Source organism: Shinella curvata, from assembly GCF_022899935.1.
GTDB classification, from domain to species: Bacteria; Pseudomonadota; Alphaproteobacteria; order Rhizobiales; family Rhizobiaceae; genus Shinella; species Shinella curvata.
The window spans coordinates 959537-982253 of the sequence record NZ_JALJCJ010000001.1 but is presented as its reverse complement, the minus strand read 5'-3'; the positions used below and the strand labels follow the sequence as shown (position 1 = coordinate 982253).

General features: G+C 62.6%; 17 protein-coding genes and 2 pseudogenes. 15 read left to right on the top strand and 4 right to left on the bottom strand.

Translation table 11 applies throughout. From position 1 onward, the window contains the following. Positions 1 to 128: 128 nt before the first annotated feature. From MUU55_RS04630 to rpoD, 6 genes and pseudogenes are all read left to right on the top strand, one after another. Positions 129 to 856, top strand: a pseudogene (locus MUU55_RS04630) (class I SAM-dependent methyltransferase). 130 nt (positions 857 to 986) lie between these two features. Beyond that, complete coding sequence (locus tag MUU55_RS04625) at positions 987 to 1442, top strand: GFA family protein (RefSeq protein WP_244759574.1); 456 nt, start codon at positions 987 to 989, stop codon at positions 1440 to 1442. Between the two features lie 36 nt (positions 1443 to 1478). Then, positions 1479 to 2669, top strand: coding sequence for a glycine C-acetyltransferase (locus tag MUU55_RS04620; RefSeq protein WP_244759573.1), 1191 nt, complete (start codon positions 1479 to 1481; stop codon positions 2667 to 2669). Between the two features lie 30 nt (positions 2670 to 2699). After that, on the top strand, positions 2700 to 3737 hold the full coding sequence (gene tdh, locus MUU55_RS04615; RefSeq protein WP_244759572.1) for an L-threonine 3-dehydrogenase: 1038 nt from the start codon (positions 2700 to 2702) through the stop codon (positions 3735 to 3737). 71 nt (positions 3738 to 3808) lie between these two features. After that, positions 3809 to 4156 (top strand): GFA family protein, encoded by a 348-nt coding sequence (locus MUU55_RS04610; protein WP_244759571.1) that lies wholly within the window; start codon positions 3809 to 3811, stop codon positions 4154 to 4156. A 423-nt stretch (positions 4157 to 4579) separates the two neighbouring features. Next, the gene (gene rpoD, locus MUU55_RS04605) at positions 4580 to 6631 is read left to right on the top strand and encodes an RNA polymerase sigma factor RpoD (RefSeq protein WP_117366676.1); all 2052 of its coding nucleotides are present in this window, start codon (positions 4580 to 4582) and stop codon (positions 6629 to 6631) included. Between the two features lie 140 nt (positions 6632 to 6771). Here the strand turns inward: rpoD and MUU55_RS29295 are convergent, their stop codons facing one another. Next, positions 6772 to 6933, bottom strand: a complete 162-nt coding sequence (locus MUU55_RS29295; RefSeq protein ID WP_342346043.1) for a DUF2798 domain-containing protein — start codon at positions 6931 to 6933, stop codon at positions 6772 to 6774. A gap of 275 nt (positions 6934 to 7208) precedes the next feature. On the opposite strand from MUU55_RS29295, the gene MUU55_RS04595 reads away from it, so the two are divergent. Beyond that, a complete protein-coding gene (locus MUU55_RS04595) occupies positions 7209 to 8855 on the top strand; it encodes an alpha/beta hydrolase (RefSeq protein ID WP_244759570.1) in 1647 nt (548 codons plus the stop codon). A gap of 120 nt (positions 8856 to 8975) precedes the next feature. Here the strand turns inward: MUU55_RS04595 and MUU55_RS04590 are convergent, their stop codons facing one another. Next, positions 8976 to 10082 (bottom strand): branched-chain amino acid ABC transporter substrate-binding protein, encoded by a 1107-nt coding sequence (locus tag MUU55_RS04590; RefSeq protein ID WP_244759569.1) that lies wholly within the window; start codon positions 10080 to 10082, stop codon positions 8976 to 8978. A gap of 301 nt (positions 10083 to 10383) precedes the next feature. Between MUU55_RS04590 and MUU55_RS04585 the strand changes: the two genes are divergently transcribed. From MUU55_RS04585 to MUU55_RS04565, 6 genes are all read left to right on the top strand, one after another. Then, positions 10384 to 10956, top strand: a complete 573-nt coding sequence (locus MUU55_RS04585; RefSeq protein ID WP_244759568.1) for a transglycosylase SLT domain-containing protein — start codon at positions 10384 to 10386, stop codon at positions 10954 to 10956. A 159-nt stretch (positions 10957 to 11115) separates the two neighbouring features. After that, positions 11116 to 11469, top strand: a complete 354-nt coding sequence (locus tag MUU55_RS04580; RefSeq protein WP_244759567.1) for a DUF1428 domain-containing protein — start codon at positions 11116 to 11118, stop codon at positions 11467 to 11469. Between the two features lie 50 nt (positions 11470 to 11519). Next, complete coding sequence (locus tag MUU55_RS29060; RefSeq protein ID WP_280518844.1) at positions 11520 to 11645, top strand: hypothetical protein; 126 nt, start codon at positions 11520 to 11522, stop codon at positions 11643 to 11645. A gap of 7 nt (positions 11646 to 11652) precedes the next feature. Then, positions 11653 to 12075 carry a secondary thiamine-phosphate synthase enzyme YjbQ gene (locus tag MUU55_RS04575; RefSeq protein ID WP_244759566.1) on the top strand — a complete coding sequence of 141 codons (423 nt, stop codon included), beginning with the start codon at positions 11653 to 11655 and terminating at the stop codon, positions 12073 to 12075. A gap of 55 nt (positions 12076 to 12130) precedes the next feature. Then, positions 12131 to 12478: a nuclear transport factor 2 family protein gene (locus MUU55_RS04570; protein ID WP_244759565.1), complete on the top strand. Its 348-nt coding sequence runs from the start codon at positions 12131 to 12133 to the stop codon at positions 12476 to 12478. A 113-nt stretch (positions 12479 to 12591) separates the two neighbouring features. Then, the gene (locus MUU55_RS04565; RefSeq protein WP_244759564.1) at positions 12592 to 13005 is read left to right on the top strand and encodes a hypothetical protein; all 414 of its coding nucleotides are present in this window, start codon (positions 12592 to 12594) and stop codon (positions 13003 to 13005) included. 380 nt (positions 13006 to 13385) lie between these two features. Here the strand turns inward: MUU55_RS04565 and MUU55_RS04560 are convergent, their stop codons facing one another. Next, a complete protein-coding gene (locus MUU55_RS04560) occupies positions 13386 to 14372 on the bottom strand; it encodes a hypothetical protein (RefSeq protein WP_244759563.1) in 987 nt (328 codons plus the stop codon). A gap of 343 nt (positions 14373 to 14715) precedes the next feature. Here MUU55_RS04560 and MUU55_RS29290 point away from each other — a divergent pair. Together MUU55_RS29290 and MUU55_RS04550 are read left to right on the top strand one after the other, a co-directional pair. Next, positions 14716 to 14949: pseudogene (locus MUU55_RS29290) on the top strand (winged helix-turn-helix domain-containing protein); the annotation flags it as partial. 192 nt (positions 14950 to 15141) lie between these two features. Further along, the gene (locus tag MUU55_RS04550) at positions 15142 to 16398 is read left to right on the top strand and encodes a tetratricopeptide repeat protein (protein WP_244759880.1); all 1257 of its coding nucleotides are present in this window, start codon (positions 15142 to 15144) and stop codon (positions 16396 to 16398) included. Positions 16399 to 16637: 239 nt separating this feature from the next. Here MUU55_RS04550 and MUU55_RS04545 read toward each other — a convergent pair whose 3' ends face one another. Further along, positions 16638 to 22652: an FG-GAP-like repeat-containing protein gene (locus MUU55_RS04545; protein WP_244759562.1), complete on the bottom strand. Its 6015-nt coding sequence runs from the start codon at positions 22650 to 22652 to the stop codon at positions 16638 to 16640. Positions 22653 to 22717: the final 65 nt, after the last annotated feature.

The window sequence follows — 22717 nt, the reverse complement described above, 5'->3', positions numbered from 1 at the left end:
ATCCTTTCGCGGTGCCACCCGATAGCGGCGGAGCGCTTGTGTCAACCCTGCGCAGGGCATGCTGCCAGAAAGTGCGGCTTTGCCGGTAGCAGAAACGGGGGTATGCCGGGCCTGAAAGGATTTGTCAGATGGCCCAGAATATCTACGACCAGCCCGCCTTCTTCGAGGGCTACAGCAGCCTTCCCCGATCCTTGCATGGTCTTGCCGGTGCGGCGGAGTGGGAATCGGTGCGTGCCCTGCTGCCGGATTTGAAGGGCCGGCACATTGTCGATCTCGGCTGCGGCTTCGGGTGGTTTGCGCGTTATGCGGCGGAGGAAGGGGCAGCCAGTGTGGTTGGCCTCGATCTCTCGGAAAACATGATCGCGCGCGCCAGAGCCGAAACACAGTCGCCGGCCGTGCGCTACGAGATTGCCGATCTCGATCATCTGGAGTTGCCGGCAGGCGGTTTCGACTTCGCCTATTCCTCGCTCGCGTTCCACTATATCGCGGATTTCGACCGGCTCATCGCACCATCCATGCGGCCATCGTGCCGGGTGCTCCCTTCGTCTTCACCATCGAGCACCCCCTCTACATGGCGCCGTCGGCGCCGGATTGGGCCGAGGTCGGCGGGCGCACGGTCTGGCCGGTGGATGGCTATCTGGTCGAGGGGCCGCGCACGACGGACTGGCTCGCCAAGGGCGTCGTCAAGCATCACCGCACGCTCGGCACGACGCTGAATGCGCTGATCGCGGCCGGCTTTGCGATCCGCCATGTCGAGGAATGGCGACCGACTGAAGCGCAGCTTGCCGCGCATCCGGAATGGCAAATCGAGCTCAACCGTCCGATGTTCCTGCTGATCGCCTGCGAGCGGAGCTGAAAGTTTGGAAAGGCTGATGGCGACCCTTTACGTCGGCTTTTGCTGCGCTAGAACTATCATCGTGGAGCCATTTGCCGGCATTACGATCTAAAAAGACAGGCCGGCATCAATCGGAAGGGGAGCCGAGCCCATGCATCGACCGAAATTGCCGCTGGATGGCGCGTGCCGCTGCGGGCGGGTGAAAATCCGCATCAATGCGCCGCCGCTCATCACTATGGCCTGTCATTGCACCGGCTGCCAGCGCATGTCCGGCAGCGCCTATTCGCTGAGTGCCGCCATTCCGACGGAGGGTTTTGTCGTCATCGAGGGCGAGCCGGTCGTGGCCGGCGCGAGCCCGGAGGCCGGGCATCATTTCTGCCCCGATTGCATGACCTGGATGTTCACCCGGCCGCAGGGCCTCGAGTTCTTCGTCAATGTGCGGCCGACCATGCTGGAGGAGACCAGCTGGTACAGTCCTTTCATCGAGTCCTATACGAGCGAAAAGCTCGCCTGGGCGGCTACGCCTGCCGAACACAGCTACGAGAAATTCCCCGCCATGGAGGATTTCGAGCCGCTGCTGTCCGCCTATGCCCAGCGCACGGCCTGAGCCTTTCTACCCTTCAGCAATTTGCGAGTGCCCGCCATGACCTCCGCTTTCATCGCCCATCTGCAATCCGAAATCGACGGCCTCAAGTCGGGAGGTCTGTACAAGTCCGAACGCGTCATCATCTCCAAGCAGGCGGGCGAGATCGCCGTTGCCTCGGGCGAGCGTGTCCTGAATTTCTGCGCCAACAACTATCTTGGCCTCGCCGACAATGCGGAACTGGCCGAGGCCGGCAAGGCGGCGCTGGAACGGTACGGCTATGGCATGGCCTCGGTGCGCTTCATCTGCGGCACGCAGGAGGAGCACAAGGAGCTCGAGGCGCGCATCTCGTCCTTCCTCGGGCTGGAGGATACGATTCTCTATTCCTCCTGTTTCGACGCGAATGGCGGTCTCTTCGAGACGCTGCTGGGCGAAGAGGACGCCATCATCTCCGACGCGCTGAACCACGCCTCGATCATCGACGGTGTCAGGCTCTCCAAGGCGAAGCGCTTCCGCTATGCCAACAACGACATGGCAGCACTCGAGGAGGAATTGAAGAAGGCGGAGGGCTCGCGCTTCAAGATGATCGCCACCGACGGCGTCTTCTCGATGGACGGCATCATCGCCAATCTCGGCGGCGTCTGCGATCTCGCGGAAAAATATGGCGCGATGGTCATGGTCGACGACAGCCATGCCGTCGGCTTCGTCGGCAAACACGGTCGCGGCTCGGCCGAACATTGCGGCGTCGAGGGCCGTGTCGATATCATCACCGGCACGCTCGGCAAGGCGCTCGGCGGCGCCTCGGGCGGCTATACCTCGGGCAAGCGCGAGGTGGTCGAATGGCTGCGCCAGCGCTCGCGGCCCTATCTGTTTTCCAACACGCTCGCCCCGGTCATCGCGGCCGCCTCGCTCAAGGTCTTCGACCTCATCGACAATGGCGATGCGCTGCGCCAACGCCTCTATGCCAATGCCGATCTGTTCCGCAGCGAGATGAGTAAGCTCGGCTTCACGCTGGCGGGGGAGGGGCATGCGATCATTCCCGTCATGCTCGGCGATGCCGCGCTTGCGCAGGACATGGCGAGCCGCATGCTGGCCAGGGGTGTCTATGTCATCGGCTTTTCCTTTCCCGTCGTGCCGCGCGGCCAGGCGCGCATCCGCACCCAGATGTCGGCAGCGCACAGCGAAGCCGATGTTCGCAAAGCTATACAGGTCTTTGCTGATGTCGGACGTGAACTGGGCGTGATTGCCTGAGTCTTCTGAATCCCTTGCGGAGGTTTTGTCATGTCGAACATGATGCGCGCGCTGGTTAAAGCAAAACCCGAAGTCGGCCTGTGGATGGAGAATGTGCCGGTGCCGGACGTCGGCCCGAACGACGTGCTGATCCGGGTGAAGAAATCGGCGATCTGCGGCACGGACGTGCATATCTGGAACTGGGACCAATGGGCGCAGAAGACCATTCCGGTGCCGATGGTTGTCGGCCATGAATTCGTCGGCGAGATCGCCGAGGTCGGTTCATCCGTCAGCAAGTACAAGGTCGGCGAGCGCGTCTCGGGTGAGGGGCACATCGTCTGCGGCAAGTGCCGCAACTGCCGCGCCGGGCGCGGGCATCTGTGCCATTACACCAAGGGCGTCGGCGTCAACCGGCCGGGCTCCTTCGGCGAGTTCGTCTGCATTCCCGAATACAATGTCGTGCCGATCCCCGATGACGTGCCGGACGAGGTGGCGGCGATCTTCGACCCGTTCGGCAATGCGGTGCACACCGCGCTCTCCTTCGATCTCGTCGGCGAGGACGTGCTCGTCACCGGTGCCGGGCCGATCGGCATCATGGGCGCGATGGTCGCCAAACGCTCCGGCGCGCGCAAGGTCGTCATCACCGATATCAATCCCGTCCGTCTCGATCTCGCGCGCAAGGTCGGCATCGATTATGTCGTCGATGCCTCCAGCCAGGATTTGAAGGACGTCATGAACGAGATTGGCATGACCGAGGGGTTTGACGTCGGCCTGGAGATGTCGGGTGCGCCGCCGGCCTTCCGCTCGATGATCGACACGATGAACAATGGCGGCAAGATCGCCATTCTGGGCATTGCGCCCGATGGCTTCGGCATCGACTGGAACAAAGTCATCTTCAAGATGCTAACGCTGAAGGGCATCTATGGCCGCGAGATGTTCGAGACCTGGTACAAGATGATCGCCTTCGTGCAGGGCGGGCTCGATCTGTCGCCGATCATCACCCATCGCATCAAGATCGACGAATTCCGGGATGGCTTCGAGGCGATGCGCTCGGGCAATTCCGGCAAGGTCGTCATGGATTGGCATTGACGCTTGGCGCGCAAGAGTGTGCAGCGGTTTTGCGCTAACGCCATGCGCGAAGAAACAGGAGGAATGACATCATGAAGTACGAAGGAAGCTGCCATTGCGGGAACGTCGCCTTCGAGGTGGAGGGCGAATTCGACAGCGGGCTCGACTGCAACTGCTCCATGTGCCGGCGGCGCGGCGGGCTGCTGGCTTTCGTTCCGGCGGAAAACCTGCGGCTGACGACGCCGAAGGAGAACGTCTCGACCTACACGTTCAACCGCCACGTCATCGAGCATCACTTCTGTGCCAATTGCGGAATTGCGCCCTATGGCGAGGGGGCCGATCCCAAGGGCAACAGGATGGCGGCGGTCAATCTGCGTTGCATTCCGGCTATCGATCTGGAGACGTTGACGATCAACAAGGTGGATGGCCGGTCCTTCTGATCGCTTGACGGCGAATCGGTTGCGTCAAGCCACTGGGTTTGGGGAGGCTGGCGGCTCTTGTCTTTTCGGGATATGCGCCTACATGAAGGCTCAATCGCCCGGATCCGTCGACATTCATGTCCGCGAACCCGAATCGGAACCTTTTGCGGCTTTTTTGCCGGAAAAGCTTGACGTAACCGAAAATTCTGGGAATCACCATTGTTGGCTGAGAAAGAATGGGTACGGCGGATCGGGAAGTCATGTCAATTGTGTCGCCTCGGCGACACGTCCACACGCCGGCGGGCCGGGCTGTGGTTAATCAGGATTTAATTGTCAATCCGTTAGGTCAGGAGCGCCGAGAGGCGATTGCGTAAGCCGAAGGGCGCTCGGCTGCGGAAACCCTGACCGCTTGAAAACTGGATGCTCAAGAAAGCGACGAAGTAAATGGCGACAAAGGTCAAAGAGAACGAGGAAGTCGAAAACGAACGCGAAGGCGCATCCGACGGCCCTCTTCTCGATCTTTCCGATGATGCCGTCAAGAAGATGATCAAGGCCGCCAAGAAGCGCGGCTACGTGACCATGGACGAGCTGAACTCGGTTCTGCCCTCCGAGGAAGTAACCTCGGAGCAGATCGAGGACACGATGGCCATGCTCTCCGACATGGGCATCAATGTCATCGAAGACGAGGACGCCGAAGAGGCGGCCCCGGGCGAAGACGACGGCGGCGACGACGACAACGAGAGCGAAGGCGGCGAGCTTGCCCCTTCCAGCGGCACCGCGCTTGCGACCGCCAAGAAGAAAGAGCCGACCGACCGCACCGACGACCCGGTGCGCATGTATCTGCGCGAGATGGGCTCGGTGGAGCTTCTGTCGCGCGAAGGCGAAATTGCGATCGCCAAGCGCATCGAAGCCGGCCGCGAGACGATGATCGCCGGCCTCTGTGAGAGCCCGCTGACGTTCCAGGCCATCATCATCTGGCGGGATGAACTCAACGAAGGCCAGACCCTGCTGCGCGAGATCATCGACCTCGAGACGACCTATTCCGGTCCCGAGGCGAAGGCTGCCCCGCAGTTCCAGAGCCCGGAAAAGATCGAGGCCGACCGCAAGGCGGCCGAAGAGAAGGAAAAGAACCGCCGGCCGCGCGCCGCCAACGACGACGACATCACCAATGTCGGCGGCGAAGGCCTGCCGCCGGAGGAAGAGGAAGAGGACGACGACGAGTCGAACCTCTCGCTCGCCGCCATGGAAGCGGAACTGCGTCCGCAGGTCATGGAGACGCTCGACACGATCGCCGAGACCTACAAGAAGCTGCGCAAGCTGCAGGACCAGCAGGTGGAAGCCCGCTTGCAGGCCACCGGCACGCTGTCTCCCGCCCAGGAGCGCCGCTACAAGGAGCTCAAGGACGAGCTGATCACGGCCGTCAAGTCGCTGTCGCTCAACCAGAACCGCGTCGACAGCCTCGTCGAGCAGCTCTACGACATCTCCAAGCGCCTGATGCAGAACGAGGGCCGCCTGCTGCGCCTCGCCGAAAGCTATGGCGTCAAGCGCGACTCGTTCCTGGAGCAGTATTCCGGTGCGGAACTCGACCCGAACTGGATGAAGTCGATCGCCAATCTGGCCGCCCGCGGCTGGAAGGAATTCGCCAAGAGCGAAAACACGACGATCCGCGACATCCGTCAGGAGATCCAGAACCTCGCCACGGAAACCGGCATTTCGATCGCCGAATTCCGCCGCATCGTTTCGATGGTGCAGAAGGGCGAGCGCGAAGCCCGCATCGCCAAGAAGGAGATGGTGGAAGCCAACCTCCGTCTCGTGATCTCGATTGCCAAGAAGTACACGAACCGTGGCCTTCAGTTCCTCGATCTCATCCAGGAAGGCAATATCGGCCTCATGAAGGCGGTCGACAAGTTCGAGTATCGCCGCGGCTACAAGTTCTCCACCTACGCGACGTGGTGGATCCGTCAGGCGATCACCCGTTCGATCGCCGACCAGGCCCGCACGATCCGCATTCCGGTGCACATGATCGAGACGATCAACAAGATCGTCCGCACGTCGCGCCAGATGCTGCACGAGATCGGCCGCGAGCCGACCCCGGAAGAACTGGCCGAAAAGCTCGCCATGCCGCTCGAGAAGGTCCGCAAGGTCCTGAAGATCGCCAAGGAGCCGATCTCGCTGGAGACGCCCGTCGGTGACGAAGAAGATTCGCACCTCGGCGACTTCATCGAGGACAAGAACGCGCTTCTGCCGATCGACGCCGCCATTCAGGCGAACCTGCGCGAAACGACGACCCGCGTGCTGGCGTCGCTCACGCCGCGCGAAGAGCGCGTCCTGCGCATGCGCTTCGGCATCGGCATGAACACCGACCACACGCTGGAAGAAGTCGGCCAGCAGTTCTCGGTCACGCGCGAACGTATCCGCCAGATCGAAGCGAAGGCGCTGCGCAAGCTGAAGCACCCGAGCCGTTCGCGTAAGCTGCGTTCGTTCCTCGACAGCTGAGCCTGTCTTCAACTCTTGCAAGGGCCCGGTCGTTCTCGCGACCGGGCCTTTTGCATTTCTGGATCAGGCGGCGCGGACGAGCAGCTTCACGAGGCGGCGCGTGAGCGGCAGGGCCAGAAGCAGGATGGGGAAGGCGATATTCAGGACATGACCCAGGCCGGCAGCCAATGGGCGGGAAAGTCGGCATCCATGCCGAGATTGCGCCAGGTGGCGACGGCCGACACGACCATGGTCATGATGATGGAGAGGATGAAGGGCATGATGAAGCCGGCATAGCGGGCCGGCAGGCGCGTAAGCTGCATTGCAGTTTTCCTTTTTGAAGGGGAAATCGTCTTCGGCGTCGGCATCTCGAACCTTTGCGGAAACGCCCTCACGGACGATTTCAGGTCTGGATGCGTTGCTTGACGTCAAACGCTTACGGCCGATGTCTCATCGACGAGGCCCGGATACTCCAGGCCGCACGGTTTGACAAGCCGCGTTGTGCACACGGTGAATAATGGCAAAAAGCACCGGCGCGGCGGTTGCCTCGTGGCGGTTGCCGTGCAAGGTTTGCGCGAGATTGCGAAGGAGGATACGGATGCGGGATCGGTTTTGGTCTTTTCTCCTGTCCTTCTCGGCGACCGGCCTCGTGCTCGGCACCCTGTTCTTCGCCGCCTCGCTGACGCCGAGCCTCCTGCCGCGCACCTACATCACCCAGGGCCTGCTCTCCGGTGTCGCCATGGCCTGCGGTTACGGTCTCGGCGTGCTACTGTCGCTCTTGTGGTTCTGGCTTGAATTGCCGGAGCCGAGGGACCGCGTGCGGCTCGGGCTGAAGGCGGCGGCAGGTGGCGTCTGCGGTGTCGTCGTGCTGGTCTTCCTGTGGCGCACGGCCGAGTGGCAGAACTCCATCCGCACGCTGATGAAGCTGCCGCCGATCGAGACGGCGCATCCTTTCTATGTCGGTCTTATCGCGCTTCTCGTCTTTACGGTCGTCATCGGTCTTGGCCGCTTCTTCACGCTGCTCGTCAAGCTCTTTGCCAGCACCTCGCGCCGTGCGGCCCCTCGGCGGCTTTCCTATGTCATCGGCACGGTGCTGGCGACGATCCTGTTCTGGACGCTGGCGGATGGTGTGTTGGCGCGCTTCGTGCTGCACACGGCCGATTCGTCCTTCCGCCGGCTTGACCAGGTGATCGAGCCCGATACGGCGGAGCCCTCCGATCCCCTGAAATCGGGCAGTGCCGCCTCGCTGGTGCGCTGGAACGAGCTTGGCCGCATGGGGCGCTCCTTCGTGGCGAGCGGGCCGTCCGCCAAGGATATCGCCGCCTTCACCGGCAAGCCGGCGATGGAGCCCTTGCGTGTCTATGCCGGTCTCAATGCAGGGCGCACGCCGGCTGACCGGGCGAAGATCGCCCTGGACGAACTGATCCGCGTCGGCGGCTTCGAGCGTTCGACACTTGTCGTCGTCATGCCGACCGGCACGGGATGGGTCGATCCGGAGGGCATCGATACGGTCGAGTATCTGCATCACGGCGATATCGCCAGCATCGCCATTCAGTATTCCTACCTTGCCAGCTGGCTCTCGCTGCTGGCCGAGCCGGACTATGGTGCCGAGGCGGCCCGTGCGCTTTTCCGGGCGGTCTACGGCCATTGGACGAGCCTGCCGAAGGAGAGCCGCCCGAAACTCTATCTCTATGGTCTTAGCCTCGGTGCTCTGTCGTCCGAGCAGTCGGCGGAATTGTTCGAGGTGATCGGCGATCCCTACCAGGGTGCGCTCTGGTCCGGTCCCCCGTTTCCGAGCCGGATCTGGCGCAAGATGACGGCGGATCGCAATGCCGGAACGCCGGCCTGGCTGCCCCGTTTCCGTGACGGCTCCTATGTGCGTTTCACCAGTCAGCGCAATGCCTTACCCGAAGCGGGTGACCATTGGGGACCGATGCGTATCGTCTACCTGCAATATGCCAGCGATCCGATCACGTTCTACGATCCCTATGCCCTTTACCGTCAGCCGGCCTGGATGGCTGCGCCACGCGGGCCGGATGTCTCGCCGGATTTCCAATGGTATCCGGTCGTCACTTTCCTGCAGCTGACGCTCGACCTCGCCATGGCGACGACGACCCCGATGGGACTGGGGCACGTCTATGCCGGCGAGCACTATGTCGAACCCTGGATTGCCGTGACGGGCGTGACGGACTGGAGCGCGGCTGACATCGCCCGGCTGAAGGAAAAGTACCGCGCCGATCGGTGAGGCAGAGCCCGCAGCGTGGATCCTCGGGTCAAGCCCGAGGATCCAAAGCCGCAAGCGCTACCGCACAAACAAAACGCCGGGGCTTTCACCCCGGCGTCCGTATTTCAAATCACCAGAACCTTATTCGGCGGCGACGATCTTGCCGTCTTCCCACTTGAAGAGCGAGAAGCTCTGCGAGGTGAGGTCGCCGTTTTCGCCATAGGTGAGCTTGCCGATGGCGGTTGCGATCGGCTCGCCGGACTTCAGCGCCGTAGCAACGGCGGCGGCGTCTTCGGCGCTGCCGGCCTTCTCGATACCGGCCTTCAGAACTTCGACGGCGGCATAGGCGTTGAGCGTGAAGGCTTCCGGTGGGATGCCCTTTTCCTTGAGGACGGCAACGGCGGCCGAGGAATCAGGGTTCTTCAGCGCATCCGACGCGTTGGTGAAGAGCGTGCCCGCAGAGGCTTCGTTGCCGATCGCCCAGTATTCGCTGTTGGAGAGGCCTTCGCCGCCGATGATCGTGGCGTTGACGGAGAGATCCTTCAGCTGGCGGGCGAGCAGGCCGCCTTCCGGATGGTAGCCGCCGAAATAGATGACCTCGACGCCGTCGGCCTTGAGGCGGGTCAAGAGCGCGCTGAAATCCTTTTCGCCGGGCGTGACGGAATCGTAGAGCGCTTCTGTGATGCCGCCCTTGTTGATCGCGGCCTTGAAGGCGTCAGCCAGGCCCTTGCCGTAAGCGCCCTTGTCATGAACGATTGCGACCTTCTTGTCCTTCAGCTTTTCCAGAACATAGGCAGCGGCGACTTCGGCCTGCTGGTCGTCGCGGCCGCAGGTGCGCAGTACGTTGGCGAGGCCGCGGGCCGTCAGGTCCGGTGCCGTTGCGGTCGGGGTGACCATCAGGATGCCGTTTTCGGCCAGAACGTCGGAAGCCGGAATGGCAACGCCCGAGGTGACCGGGCCGACGACGAAGCGGATGCCTTCACCGACGATCTGGTTTGCGGCCGAAACGCCCTGCTTGGGTTCGCCTGCATCGTCCGTCAGCTTCAAGACGACCTGTTCGCCGAGGATGCCGCCATTCTTGTTGATGTTGGCAACGGCCGCTTCCGCACCGTTCTTGACCTGGTCGCCATAGGCGGCGACCGGGCCGGTCAGCGGCGCGATGAGGCCGATGACGATATCGGCATGGGCGAGCGGCGCGAAGGCGACGGATGCTGCGAGTGCGGCGGCGGCGAAAAGAGGTTTCTTCATGGGTCGTTCTCCTGAACTGGGGCCTGGGACGGGCCCGGTCGCAAACCATCCCGCGCCCGGACGGCGCTGGCCTTAATCCGGAGGGAAGGGGTTCATCCACGGTCCGGAACAATCGTGCGCGAAAGCCCGGCGTGCTGCAGATTGATTAGGCCGAGAGGGGAAAAAGCGCAACAAAATAATGCATTTGCATATTTGATGGGCGGATCACGCCAGTGAATGGGAGGCGATGAAAGGCAATTGAATCAAAACCAATTCTTAAGATTTACCAATTATAAATATCCGCAAATTCTGAGGATTTGCGATGCGTTGCGTATTGATCGTCGTCCTCCTGCTGCTCGCTGGCTGTGCGTCCGTTCCCAAGCAGACGCAGAATGCCTGTGCCATTTTCGAGCAGCGCGACGGCCTTTTCGAGAACTGGCGGCGGGCCGCCTACAGTGCCGAGCGGGAATATGGGGTGCCCGTTGCCGTGCTGATGGCCACCATCTATACGGAATCCGGCTTCCGTCATAATGCACGCCCACCACGCACGAAGCTCCTCGGTTTCATTCCATGGAAGCGCCAGTCGAGTGCACTCGGCTATTCGCAGGCGCTTGACGGCACCTGGGCGAGCTACAAGCGCGTGACGGGCCGCTGGATGGCCAAGCGCACCGATTTCAAGGATGCGATCCGCTTCATCGCCTGGTATCACGCCGAGAGCAACCGCAAGAACGGCATCGCGCTCAACGATACCTACCGGCTCTACATTGCCTATTACCACGGCCATTCCGGCTATTCGCGCGGCAACTGGAGCGCCACGTCGAAGGCCGGCGCGAAACGTGCCGCCAACATCGCCTCCAACTATTCGCGTCAACTCAAGAACTGCGGCTCCTGGTAATCGGGCCTAGCAGCCTTCGTTCGTTCGGACGCGGCGATGTCGATCTTCGCGGCCATCATCCCGTTGTCTCCTCCGTGCCGCACAAAAAAATCGTGCCCCTTGTCGGATTGTCGTGGCGCTCCACGTCCTTGGGACGTCAAACCAACGGAGGAGACGATCATGACCTATGTGGATGGATTTTTGCTTGCCGTGCCGAAGGCCAATATCGAGGCTTACAAGGCCATGGCGCGCGCGGCCGGTGCCGTCTGGAAGGAACACGGCGCGATCGACTATGTCGAATGTATCGGCGACGACGTGCCCTATGGCGAGCTGACCTCGTTCCCACGCGCCGTCCAGGCGAGTGATGACGAGATCGTGATCTTCGCCTGGGTCACTTATGAATCCCGCGAAAGGCGTGACGAAATCGTCGCCAAGGTAATGGCCGATGAGCGGCTGAAGGGCGACGACTGGAAGGATGTCTTTGACGGCAAGCGCATGATCTACGGCGGCTTCCAGGCGGTTGTCGAGTTGTGAGGTGAGGGCAGGTGGGCTATCACGGGCTACACCGGAAGAAAGGCCTTGCCATGCTCGATCTCTACTATGCCATCGTCGGCGATACCACGGATACGAATATGGGGCTCGCTCGCTTCATGGGCGTGATCCTGGTTTTCATCGTGCTCGTCGGCGGCCTGTTCTGGGCGATCGGCTGAGGCGCGGATGCCGCAGACGATCCTGACCCTTCCGACGCGCGGGCAGGGGCTCTACGAATTCACTGACGAGGCCGGATCTTTCGTTCGTGACGCGGACTTCGAAACGGGCCTGCTCACCGTCTTCGTGCGCCACACTTCCTGCTCGCTGCTCATCCAGGAAAATGCCGATCCGGATGTGCGGCGCGACCTCGACCGGTTTTTTCGCCGGCTCGTGCCGCCGTCAGACGACCCTTCCATGCGGTGGATCGTACACACGCAGGAGGGGCCGGACGACATGCCGGCCCATATCAAGGCGGCGCTCACCCAGGTCTCCATCGGCATTCCCGTTGCCGACGGCCGGATAATGCTCGGAACCTGGCAGGGTCTCTATCTCTTCGAACACCGTGACCGGCCGCACCGGCGGGAAATCGTGCTGCATCTCGGCTCTTGACGGAACCGCGTCACACGGTGGAACGTTCTGCTGCATCCGGGACGAGGAGAGAGCCATGGCCGACACCGAAAGCATCAATCATGCCGTGATCGAGGCGCTGAATGCGCGCGATTTTGCCGCGCTCGCCGCCAGGGTGAATAAGGATGTCGTGATTTCCGGCATTGGCGAGGGCATGGACAACGGGCGCGACGCGTTGCGCGAACGCCTGGCCCGGCACTTCGCGGCGCACGATGAAAGCTATGCGGATGCTCTCGTGATGAGTGATGCCCTCGGCCACAACATCGCCATCCGTCTTACCGCCCGTGGCACGTCCTCCGGCGGCAGTTACTCCAAGGAAAAGATCCTTCTGCTGGAAGTCGAGGATGGTTCCATCACACGGATCGCCTTTTTCGACGGTTCATGAAGTTGAACGCAGGCTGAACGGACGCTTCGGACTGCGTTCAGGCATGTGGCTCTAGGGTCTCCTCAATCGCCCGACGCAAGATGGTCAGGGCAGAGCAAACAGGAGACCCCTCGATGACCAGCTTTCTGAAAAAGACCGTGCTCGCCGCCCTTCTCGGCCTCGGCGCCCTGACCGCCGTTGCCCCGGCCGCTTCCGCTGGCGATATCAATCTCTCCATCGAACAGGTCGGCTACCGCAACGGCTTCTTCGAAGTGCACGACTATGGCCGTGACCGTGATCGTTGGGATCGCCGCAGCGACCGCCGTGATCGCTGGGACCGTCGCCACGAGCGCCGTCATGGCGACTGGGGCCGTCGCGGCCGCTGCTCGCCGGACTTTGCCGTCGCCAAAGCGCGTGACCTGGGTCTGCGCCGTGCCCGTCTTGCCGATGTGACGCCGCGCAAGGTCGTGGTCGAGGGCTTCCGTTATGGCGGCTACAGCCGTGTCGTCTTCGCAAACGATCGCCATTGCCCGGTTCTCTGGCGCTAAGGAGGGCCGGTCCGCCGGCGCCCGCCTGACCGAAAGCCGTTCGTCTCGTCACCCCCGGCTGGCGAACGGCCTCCCTCCCGGCGCAAGCCGGGAGGGTTTGCGTTGGGGCCTAAGCAGCCACGAAAGATGCGCCCGGCCAGCCCGGGCAAGGCAGGCCTCTGAACCTGTTGCCAGAAAGGGACGCAGCCTGCCGTCGATGTCTGCCGCGTCGTCGCTCCAGATTCAACCCGATCGGTCCGTCTGCCAGAAAGCCCGTCCCGCGACCGCCCTGCAATCGTCCCCCGGAAAGATTGCAGGGCAGCCGCGAGGGTCCCTCAAGCCAGGCAAAGCTACGGCGCGGAAGGGTTAGCGTCTCCGTCCATTTTTGACGTGGCTCGTGGTCACCGCTGCCTTGAGCGAAGCCGTGTCTCTGTCGTTTCCCTGGCGGAGAGAGGGCGTGGGCTCGGGGAGCCCTTTGCGGAGTGCACCGGCATGACTTCGGCGAAGGCGTTGTCGAGCAGGAACAGTTTCTGGGCCTGGGCTCGGGCATATTCCTTGTAGAAATCTGTCGAGATCCACATCGACGAATATCCGCGCCGCCCGCTCCAGCCGATACCGCCAAGCGCTTCGGCTGCCGCGAGTTTCCGGCTCGTGTGGGATCGCGACAAGGCGAAGGATTCGGCCAGCTGGGAAATCGACATCACATCCGTCGGGAAGCAGCCGTCTTTCGGCAAAGCATGGTTCTCGATACCTGCGATCAGGCGGTCCATAAGGTTGCCGCCCGCATCCGCCCAGGTGAAGATTGTGTAAAAGGGACCAGGCATGCGCACCTGCGTGCTCGACAGCAGGGCTGGCGCGAAGCGCGGCGCGAGAATGGCGAGCGCGCGCTCCGGTTGCGCCAGAAATCGGTCGCTGCGACCGGCGCCGTCGATGAGGTCGAGGGCTTTGAAATGCAGATCGTACCAATGGATCAGCGCGGTCGTCGGCTCGGATGACAATTCGACCTCGCCGACACGGCAGCCATCCCCCCTCATCGAAGGGCGGATGATGCCGTATTTCAGCGCCTCGTCGAAAAATGCATAGGCCGTGTTGCGGCTGGCAAGGCCGAGTTCGACCGCCATGAGCCCGAGGCCACGTCTTGTCAGTCCTGTGGTGCCATCGAACATCGCGCGGAAATGGTGGGCGAGCGCGGCATGGCAAAGCAGCCACCGTTGCTGCGAGGCGAAGAGTGACGAGACCCGCGGGGATGCTTCGTAAAGCGTGACGAAACCCTCCGCGAGCATTCGCAGAACGTGTGGAAACGCGGATGCCTGCATCAGTCGGGCAAGCTGGTCTTCCGGCAGTTCGGAAAGCCGGGACGTCAAGGTAGCGTTGTGTTGGTCAAGCATGGTTTTTCCGGCGCGGCGTTCGCCCGCCCGCTCCCGAAAGGCCGCGCTCCGGCAGGAAAAACACGCCAGCGGTCCTCACTATGTCTTTCCGCATCGTCCTCACCCTTGAAGTCACTGGTTTTGTTCCTGCTTTCGCATCTCCTCAATTGATAATACGCATCCGCGCCAAGGTCCTGACAGCGGGGTGGCGCAGGGCGGCGATTTTCTGAAATTTTTCTGAAATCCGCGCGGCACGGCAGAAAAGGCGCGGCGGCTTTACCATGCGCATACCCGACTGCGCGAAGGCAGGTTGACGGGTGGGCCGGCCCCTCTCTATTTTGCGCGTCCAACCGCGGCGAAGATCGTGAGGGGTCTGGTGTTCTTTTTTTCGGGATTCGTTCTGGATCCGGATCGTGTCGAGTTGCGCGGTCCCGATGGAGCCGTGATTCATCTGCGCCCGAAAACCTTCGAATTGCTCCGCCTTCTGGTCTCCAACAGCCACCGTCTTCTCACCAAGCAGGAACTGCTCGACGGGGTCTGGACAGGCGTTCACGTCGGAGAAGACAGCCTCTTCCAGTGCATCCGCGAAATCCGTGCGGCGCTTGGTGATCATCAACGCCAGACGGTTAAGCTCGTTTCGGGGCGGGGCTACCTTTTCGCGAGCGATGTCTCCACCGGTGACGCAGCCGCCATTGCGGATGCGCCCGTGATCGCCGCTGCGGAGCAGCCTGACGCCGTCCCTCGCTTCCGTCTAGCCGGACGCAGGAGGCTTTTTCCCGCGGGGCTCGCCATGCTGGCTGCCGGGGCTGCTTTCACCGCATTCCTTCTATTGTCCGGCGGCGTCTCCGACCGGACGGAGCCGGCGCTGGCGGTCGTCCCGTTCACCTTCAATGAGAATGACCCACAAAGCGCCGCGCTTGCCCATGAGGTGGCTGGCGAGTTGATCGGAGGCCTTTCCAGGATCGATGGCATCCGTCTTGTCGCGCCACCCGAAGACGACAAGAAATCGACGTCGCAGAACATGCGGGTCGCGAGCCTGCTGGTTGAAGGCGCCCTGCAAAGGGATCCGCAAGCCTGGACGCTGCAGCTTCGTCTGACCAACCCGGCGACGCACGAAATTCAATCGGTCGCCGATATCGCGATAGATGCACGGACGGCGGACGCAAGACATCTGCGATCACGGCTCGCAGCCGGTGCAGGCTACGCGCTCGCCCTGCGGCTCAACACCCTCGAGAACGGCGACGTGACTCCGCAGAGCGACCCGGCGCGCATCGCCATTCAGCAGGCCGTCGCCTCGATCAACCAGACGACGCGCGAACGTTTCGCTACCGCGCGCGCGATTCTTGAAAAATACCGCGCCGACGAACCCGACAACGTGGATGTTCAGGTCGCGCTCGCCGCACTGCACCTGCGTGCGATTCAGATGAGCTGGTACCCTCCCGCCGAGGAAAGCAAGGCGGAGAACGATGCGCGCGCGCTGCTGGAGGCAGCCGTACGGGCCATGCCGAATTCCGCACCGGTGCTCGGTGCCTATTGCCGCTTCCTGACGGCAACCAACCAGTTTTCCGACAGTCTCGTTGCCTGCGCGCGGACCCTTGCCATCAATCCCTGGGACGGGACAGCTCTCTTCCAGCTCGGCCTGACCCAGCTTCAGCTCGGTCGCTTCGACGACGCGCTTGCCAGCTTCCTCAAGGCCGACAGCTTCGGAACCCCGGAAGTCTCACGCTGGACCTGGCTGCTCGGCGCTGGCTTCGCGTCCCTCATCCTCGAGCGCAATGAGGAGGCGGCGCAATGGCTGCTGCGCTCCCTTGAGGTTACGCCTGCCTCGGGGCGCACATACATGCTGCTTGCCGTTGCCTATCAGCGTCTCGGCCGGCAGGACGAAGCCAAGGAAGCCCTGCGCAAGGGCATGGCCCTTCGCCCCGGCTCGACCACGCTCAACATTGCGCTACCCACCCGCAACGCCAGCGAAACCTATCTCCGGGCTGCCCGCGAGATCAGTGAGACGCTTGCGAAACTCGGCCTGCCGAGAGACGGAAAACCCTAGGGACGACGGCAAGAGATACCGGACGCGCGTTTGTTCCAGAGGCTTTCGTGCGCTTCTCCATTCGCGGCCGTGCCGCGCTGCATCACCGTGACAAGCCATGGCCCATCAGGAAACAGGCTTGATATGGGCGTCGCACGATGCCCCCACTTTTGTTGGCCTGCTGCCCGGCTGCGTCCCGGATTTGTCCGGTGCAGCCGTCCGGGCGACGAACCGGTCGTCGCCCTTGCAGGGTCACGCGATCAGAGGATGAAGTCCGTCCCCTTCATGGCCAGGCTGGTGTCCAGCCTGATGGAGAGGTCCGTCACGCCGTCGCCGTCGATATCGCCGAATATGAAGGTATCGCCGTTCTTGATCTCGTAGCGCAGCTCACCGGCCTTCTTGTGGAATTGTTGCGTGTCGATGAACGTGAAGGCCTGATCGTTCTTCAGGTCCGGGTTGGCGTCGATCGCTTTCAGATTGATCTTGTCCGCCTGGCTACGGCTGAAATCGATGATCGTGTCGCGGCCGGCGGCTGCGCTCGTCGTGTCCGAGACGGCCTTGAAGAGGAATATATCCGCGCCGGCACCACCGGTCAGCTTGTCGGCCCCCGTGCCGCCATAGAGCGTATCGACGCCAGCGCCGCCGACGAGCGTATCATTTCCGGCCCTGCCATCGAGGATGTTATCCGCGCTGTTGCCGGTCAGGGTGTTGGCAAGCACATTGCCCGCGCCGTTGATCTTCGCGTAGCCGGTCAGGGTCAGGTTCTCGACATTGGAGCTCAGCGCGTAGCTGACCGATGCCTTGACGAGATCGGCGCCGGCGTTTGTGCTCTCCACCACCACATCGCCCAGATTGTCGACGACATAGGTGTCGTTGCCCGCGCCGCCGACCAAGCGATCCGCACCGGCCTTGCCGTCGAGCACGTTGTCGGCGCTGTTGCCAGTCAGGGTGTTGGCAAGCACATTGCCCGTGCCGTTGATCTTCGTGGAGCCGGTCAGGGTCAGGTTCTCGACATTGGAGCTCAGCGTGTAGCCGACCGATGCCTTGACGAGATCGGTGCCGGCGCTTGCGCTCTCCACCACCACGTCGCCCAGGTTATCGACGACATAGGTGTCGTTGCCCTTGCCGCCGACCAAACGATCCGCACCGGCCTTGCCGTCGAGCACGTTGTCGGCGCTGTTGCCGGTCAGGGTGTTGGCAAGCACGTTGCCCGCGCCGTTGATCTTCGCGGAGCCGGTCAGGGTCAGGTTCTCGACATTGGAGCTCAGCGCGTAGCTGACCGATGCCTTGACGAGATCGGTGCCGGCGTTTGCGCCTTCCACCACCACATCGCCCGCATTGTTGACGACATAGATGTCGTTGCCGCCCAGGCCACGGAATGTCTCTGCACCGACGGTGCCGTTGAAGATGTCTGCGGCCGATGTGCCCGTATAGCCGTCGATGACGAGTTTGCCGGCCGGATTGATGCTGGCACCCGTAATGTTGAGAACATTGCCGGCGGCATCCTTGATGGTGGCGCCGTTGAGGTTGAGTTTTGTGACGGAGAGGTCGCTCGCCTTGTCCTCAAGTCCGACCTTGTAGTCGAAGACAAGCGTCTTGCTGCCCGATGCCGCGGCATCGTAGACGGCCTGTTTGCCGTTGCTGAGCGTCAACGTCAGTTTGGTCGCGCCGGTCAGCACCACCGCCTCGCTGAGCGCGAGCCTGAATTCGGCGGTCTGGCCGGTGGTGAGTGTGCCAGAGCCGCCGCTGATGCCGGGGCCGGAGGTGGTGACACCGGCTACGGTCGGCGCAGCCTTGTCCAGCGTGAAGGCCAGGACGCCGGTCGACGAGACGTTGCCGGCCTTGTCGGTCTGGACGACCTTCACCGTATGGGCGCCATTTGTGAGAACCGACGGATCGTAGGTGCCGGAGGCCGGACCGCCATCGACGATATAGCTCAGCGTTGTCCCGCTCTCCTTGCCAGTGATCGTCAGGGCGCCGTTGCTGGTGATCCTGTCGGTCGCCGACGAACCCGTGTCCGAGGTCAGCGAAAGGACCGGTGTGACCGGCTTTGTCCGGTCGAGCGTGAAGGTTATGCTGCGGGCGTCGGAGACATTGCCGGCGATATCGGTCTGCACGACCTGGACCGTGTGCGTGCCATCGGCAAGCGCGGACGGATCGTAGCTGCCTGAGGCCGCCCCGCCATCCACAATGTAACTGAGCGTGGCACCGCTCTCCTTCGTGATCGTCAGCGCGCCGGTGCTGGTGATCTTGTCGGTCGAGGACGCGCCCGTGTCCGACGTCAGGGCAAGGACCGGCGTCGCGACGGTCCTGTCGAGGGTGAAGGTGATGCTGCCGGCGTCGGAGACATTGCCGGCGAGATCCGTCTGGATCACCTGGACCGTGTGGATGCCATCGGCAAGCGCAGCTGGGGCGTAGCTGTTTGAGGCCGTCCCGCCGTCCACGACATAGCTGAGCGTGGCACCGCTCTCCTTTGTGATCGTCAGCGCGCCGCTGCGGGTGATCTTGTCGATCGACGACGCGCCGGTATCCGATGTCAGGGCAAGGACCGGTGCTGCCACGGTCTTGTCGACCGTGAAGGTTATGCTGCCGGCGTCCGAAATATTGCCGGCGACGTCCGTCTGGACGACCTGGACCGTGTGAATGCCATCGGTGAGGGCGGCCGCATCGTAGCTTGAGGATGCTGGGCCACCGTCAACGACGTAGCTGAGCGTGGCACCATTCTCCTTGCCGATCGTCAGGACGCCGCTGCTGGTGATCTTGTCGGTCGAGGATGAGCCGGTATCCGACGTCAGGGCAAGGGCCGGTGTCGCGACGGTTTTATCAATGGTGAAGGTTATGCTGGTGGCGTCCGAAACATTGCCGGCGACATCCGTCTGTCTCACCTCCACGGTGTGCTCGCCGTCGGCAAGCGCATCCGGGTCGAAGTTCGACGATGCCGCGCCGCCATCCACGACATAGCTCAGCGTCGTGCCGCCTTCCAGGCCGGAGATCGCGAGCGTGCCATCGTTCGTGATGCCGTCCGTATCGGACGTGCCGGTGTCGGATGCCAGCGCCACGATCACCGCATCCGGTGCGCTCCGGTCGATCGTGAAGGTGATGCTGGCGGTGTCTGAAACATTGCCTGCGACATCCGTCTGCCTCACCTCTACGGTGTGCTCGCCATCGGCAAGTCCGTCCGGATCGTAGCTGCCGGATGCCGCGCCGCCGTCGACGATGTAGCTCAGCGTCGCGTCGGCCTCCACGCCCGTGATATCAAGCGCGCCGTTGCTGTTCGTCACATTGTCGGTCGGGGATGCACCGGTATCCGATGCCAAGCTGAGGATAGGGGCCAGAGCGGTCCTGTCGAGCGTAAACGTGACGCTCGTGATGGCAGAGACGTTTCCAGCGACATCCGTCACCGTTGCCTCCAGTGTGTGCACGCCGTCGGCAAGCGCATTCGCATCATAGTTCGAGGTCGCCACGCCATCCACGAGGAGCGTGAGTTTCGCGCCGTCCTCCACCCCCCAAATGGCGATCGCACCATCGTTCGTTATACCGTCCGTGCTTGACCTGCCGCTATCGGTTGCCACCGCCACAACGGCCGCGTCTGGCGCGGTCCGGTCGATGGTAAACGTGATGCTGCTGGGCAGGGAAACGTTGCCAGCAAGATCGGTCTGCGTGACCTCGATCGTGTGTTCGCCCTCTGCAAGCGTCGTCGGATCGTAGCTGGCCGAGGGTTGACCACCGTCGATGACATAGCTCAGCGTTGCCCCAACCTCCTTGTCGATCGTCAGCGAACCATCATTTGTCCGCAGGTCGGCCGAGGAGATGCCGGTATCATGGGTGAGCGCGAGATCCGGCGCATCCGGCCGGGTCGCATCCACGCTGAGCCCGGTATCGGCGCCCTGCGCCGTGGTCACGGTCGTCCCGTCGAAGGAGGACGCAGCTGTACGCGACGTGTTGAGAACGATGGATACCTGCCCGGCGTAGGCGGGCGCGATGATGTCAAGCTTGCCGTCGCCGTTCACGTCGGCAAGGGTCAGGGAGGTCGGTGCATTGCCCACGCTGATTTCGGTCGAGCCGGAGAAATTGCCTTCGCCGTCCCCCAGCCGCACGGAAACGGTTCCGTTCAGGTTCCCTGTTACCAGGTCGGTCTCGCCATCGCCGTTCATGTCGCCGGTGGCGATGGATGTTGCTCTCGCACCAATGGAAACCTGCGTCGAGCCGGAAAAGCCGCCGGCGCCGTCACCCAGGCGAACGGAGACGACGGCCGTGTCATTATGCGTTGTCAGCAGATCCACATTGCCATCGCCATTCACGTCGGCGAAGGCGAGTTCATTCGGGTTGTCAGCGGTGCTGACAGCTTGCACCATCTCGGTAAAGTTGCCGGCACCGTCACCCAGCGCCACACGGACCTCATTGTTGGCGGAGAAGCCCCGAAGCAGGTCGAGTTTGCCGTCGCGGTTGACATCGACAAGGGCGAGGGAGAAGGCTGAGCCGATAATCTCCGTTGATCCTGTAAAGTTGCCAGCACCGTCACCCAGCCGTATGGAGGTACGGCTTCCATTCACCGCCAGCAAGTCAAGTTTTCCGTCGCCATTCACATCACCAAGAGCGATCGAAATCGGACCGAGGCCCACGTTGACTTCCGTCGAGCCGGAGAAGTTTCCGGCACCATCTCCCAGTCGTACGGAGACGGTAACGTTGCTCTGATTTGCCGTGAGCAGGTCGAGCTTGCCGTCACCATTGACATCCGCGGTCGTGATGAACCGTGGAGCGTCACCGACTGCGATCTGCGTGGCGCTGGAGAAGCCGCCGGCGCCGTCGCCGAACTGCACCGCGACGGTGTCCGTTGCACTGTCTGTCGTCAGCAGGTCGAGCTTGCCATCGCGGTTCACATCGGCGACGGCCGTGAAGGATGCGTTGCCTCCTGGCTCAACGGTGGTCGGTGTTTGAAAGCTTGTTTCTGACAACCCCGCGATCGCACCGTTGCTGCTGTCGATACTCGTAATGGAAAGAGTGCTGGTGCCTGCATCACCTTCGACGACCGTGTAGGTGAATGTCGGCCTGCCATTGTTATCGAGCCCGGCATAGACGGCGCGTGCACCGTTGCTGAGCACCAGTTCCGGCATGCCGGTCACGCTGACAGGACGGTCCGTGGTCAGGGTGAAAGTAACCGCGTCGCCGGTCTTCAGGGTGCCCGTGGCGCTTGACGATATCGCCGTGACGTCCGCCTTCTCCCCACCCAGCAGGACGGTGACTGCGTTGCCTGTGACGCCGGTCACGACGATGTCCATCCTGCCGTCTTTGTTGACATCGGCCAGCTTGACGGTCTTCGGCATGCTTGCGACGGCGATGTCCGTGCCACCCGAGAAACTGCCGCTGCCGTCTCCCCAGCGCACCGAAACGCTGTTGGCATTGGCGTTTGCAGTGACGAGGTCGAGTTTGCCGTCGCCGTTCAGATCTGCCACCGCGAGGGACGCGGGATTGGCGCCGACGCTTATGTCCGTCGCGGATGTGAAGCCGCCATTGCCATTGCCGAGCAGGACAGAAATCGTGCTGGTTCCGATATTGGTTGTCAGGGCGTCGAGCTTCCCGTCACCGTTGACATCCGCGACGGTCACAGTGCCCGTAAGGCGCGATCCCATGCTGTAATAGGTCGCGGCCGAAAAGCCGCCGGCGCCATCCCCCAGCAGCACGGAGACGCTGCCGAACGGGGGAGCGTTGCCCGACGTGACGATGTCGAGCTTTCCGTCGCCGTTCATGTCCGCCAGGGTGACGGAGCCGGGGGCACGAGAGCTGATGGACGCGTTTGTGGTCACACTCTGGAAACCGCCCTGACCATCGCCCAGCAGCACGGTGATCACACCGTTCTGGCTTGTCGTCACCGCATCTGTCCGGCCGTCACCGTTCACGTCGCCGGTCGTCATCGACATGGGGCGGGATCCGAAGCTCACAGCGAGCCCGGGCTGAGAAAACACGCCCGCGCCGTCGCTGAGGAGCACCCGGACGCTATAGTCGTAGTAGCTGTCGTAGACGACATCGAGATGGCCGTCGCCGTTCATGTCGGCGACCCTGACGAAGCCCATGCTGGGATCGCCCGCCGTAACGTTGAGGTTTGTCGTTGTTGAGAAGCTGCCGGTCCCGGTTCCCGTCAACACCAGAAGTTTGGCCGTAGAGCCGAGATTGCTCACCACCAGGTCGAGCGCGCCATCTCCGTCGATGTCGGCGATGGCAACGTCAACCGCGTTGGTGCCGATGCTGTAGTCCTGTCTGGTAAAGGTCGTGCCCATCGTGTTCCCCCGGATAACAAGCGTTTGAAAGACAGGAATTCGCAGCAGCGCGTTCCTGGAATGCA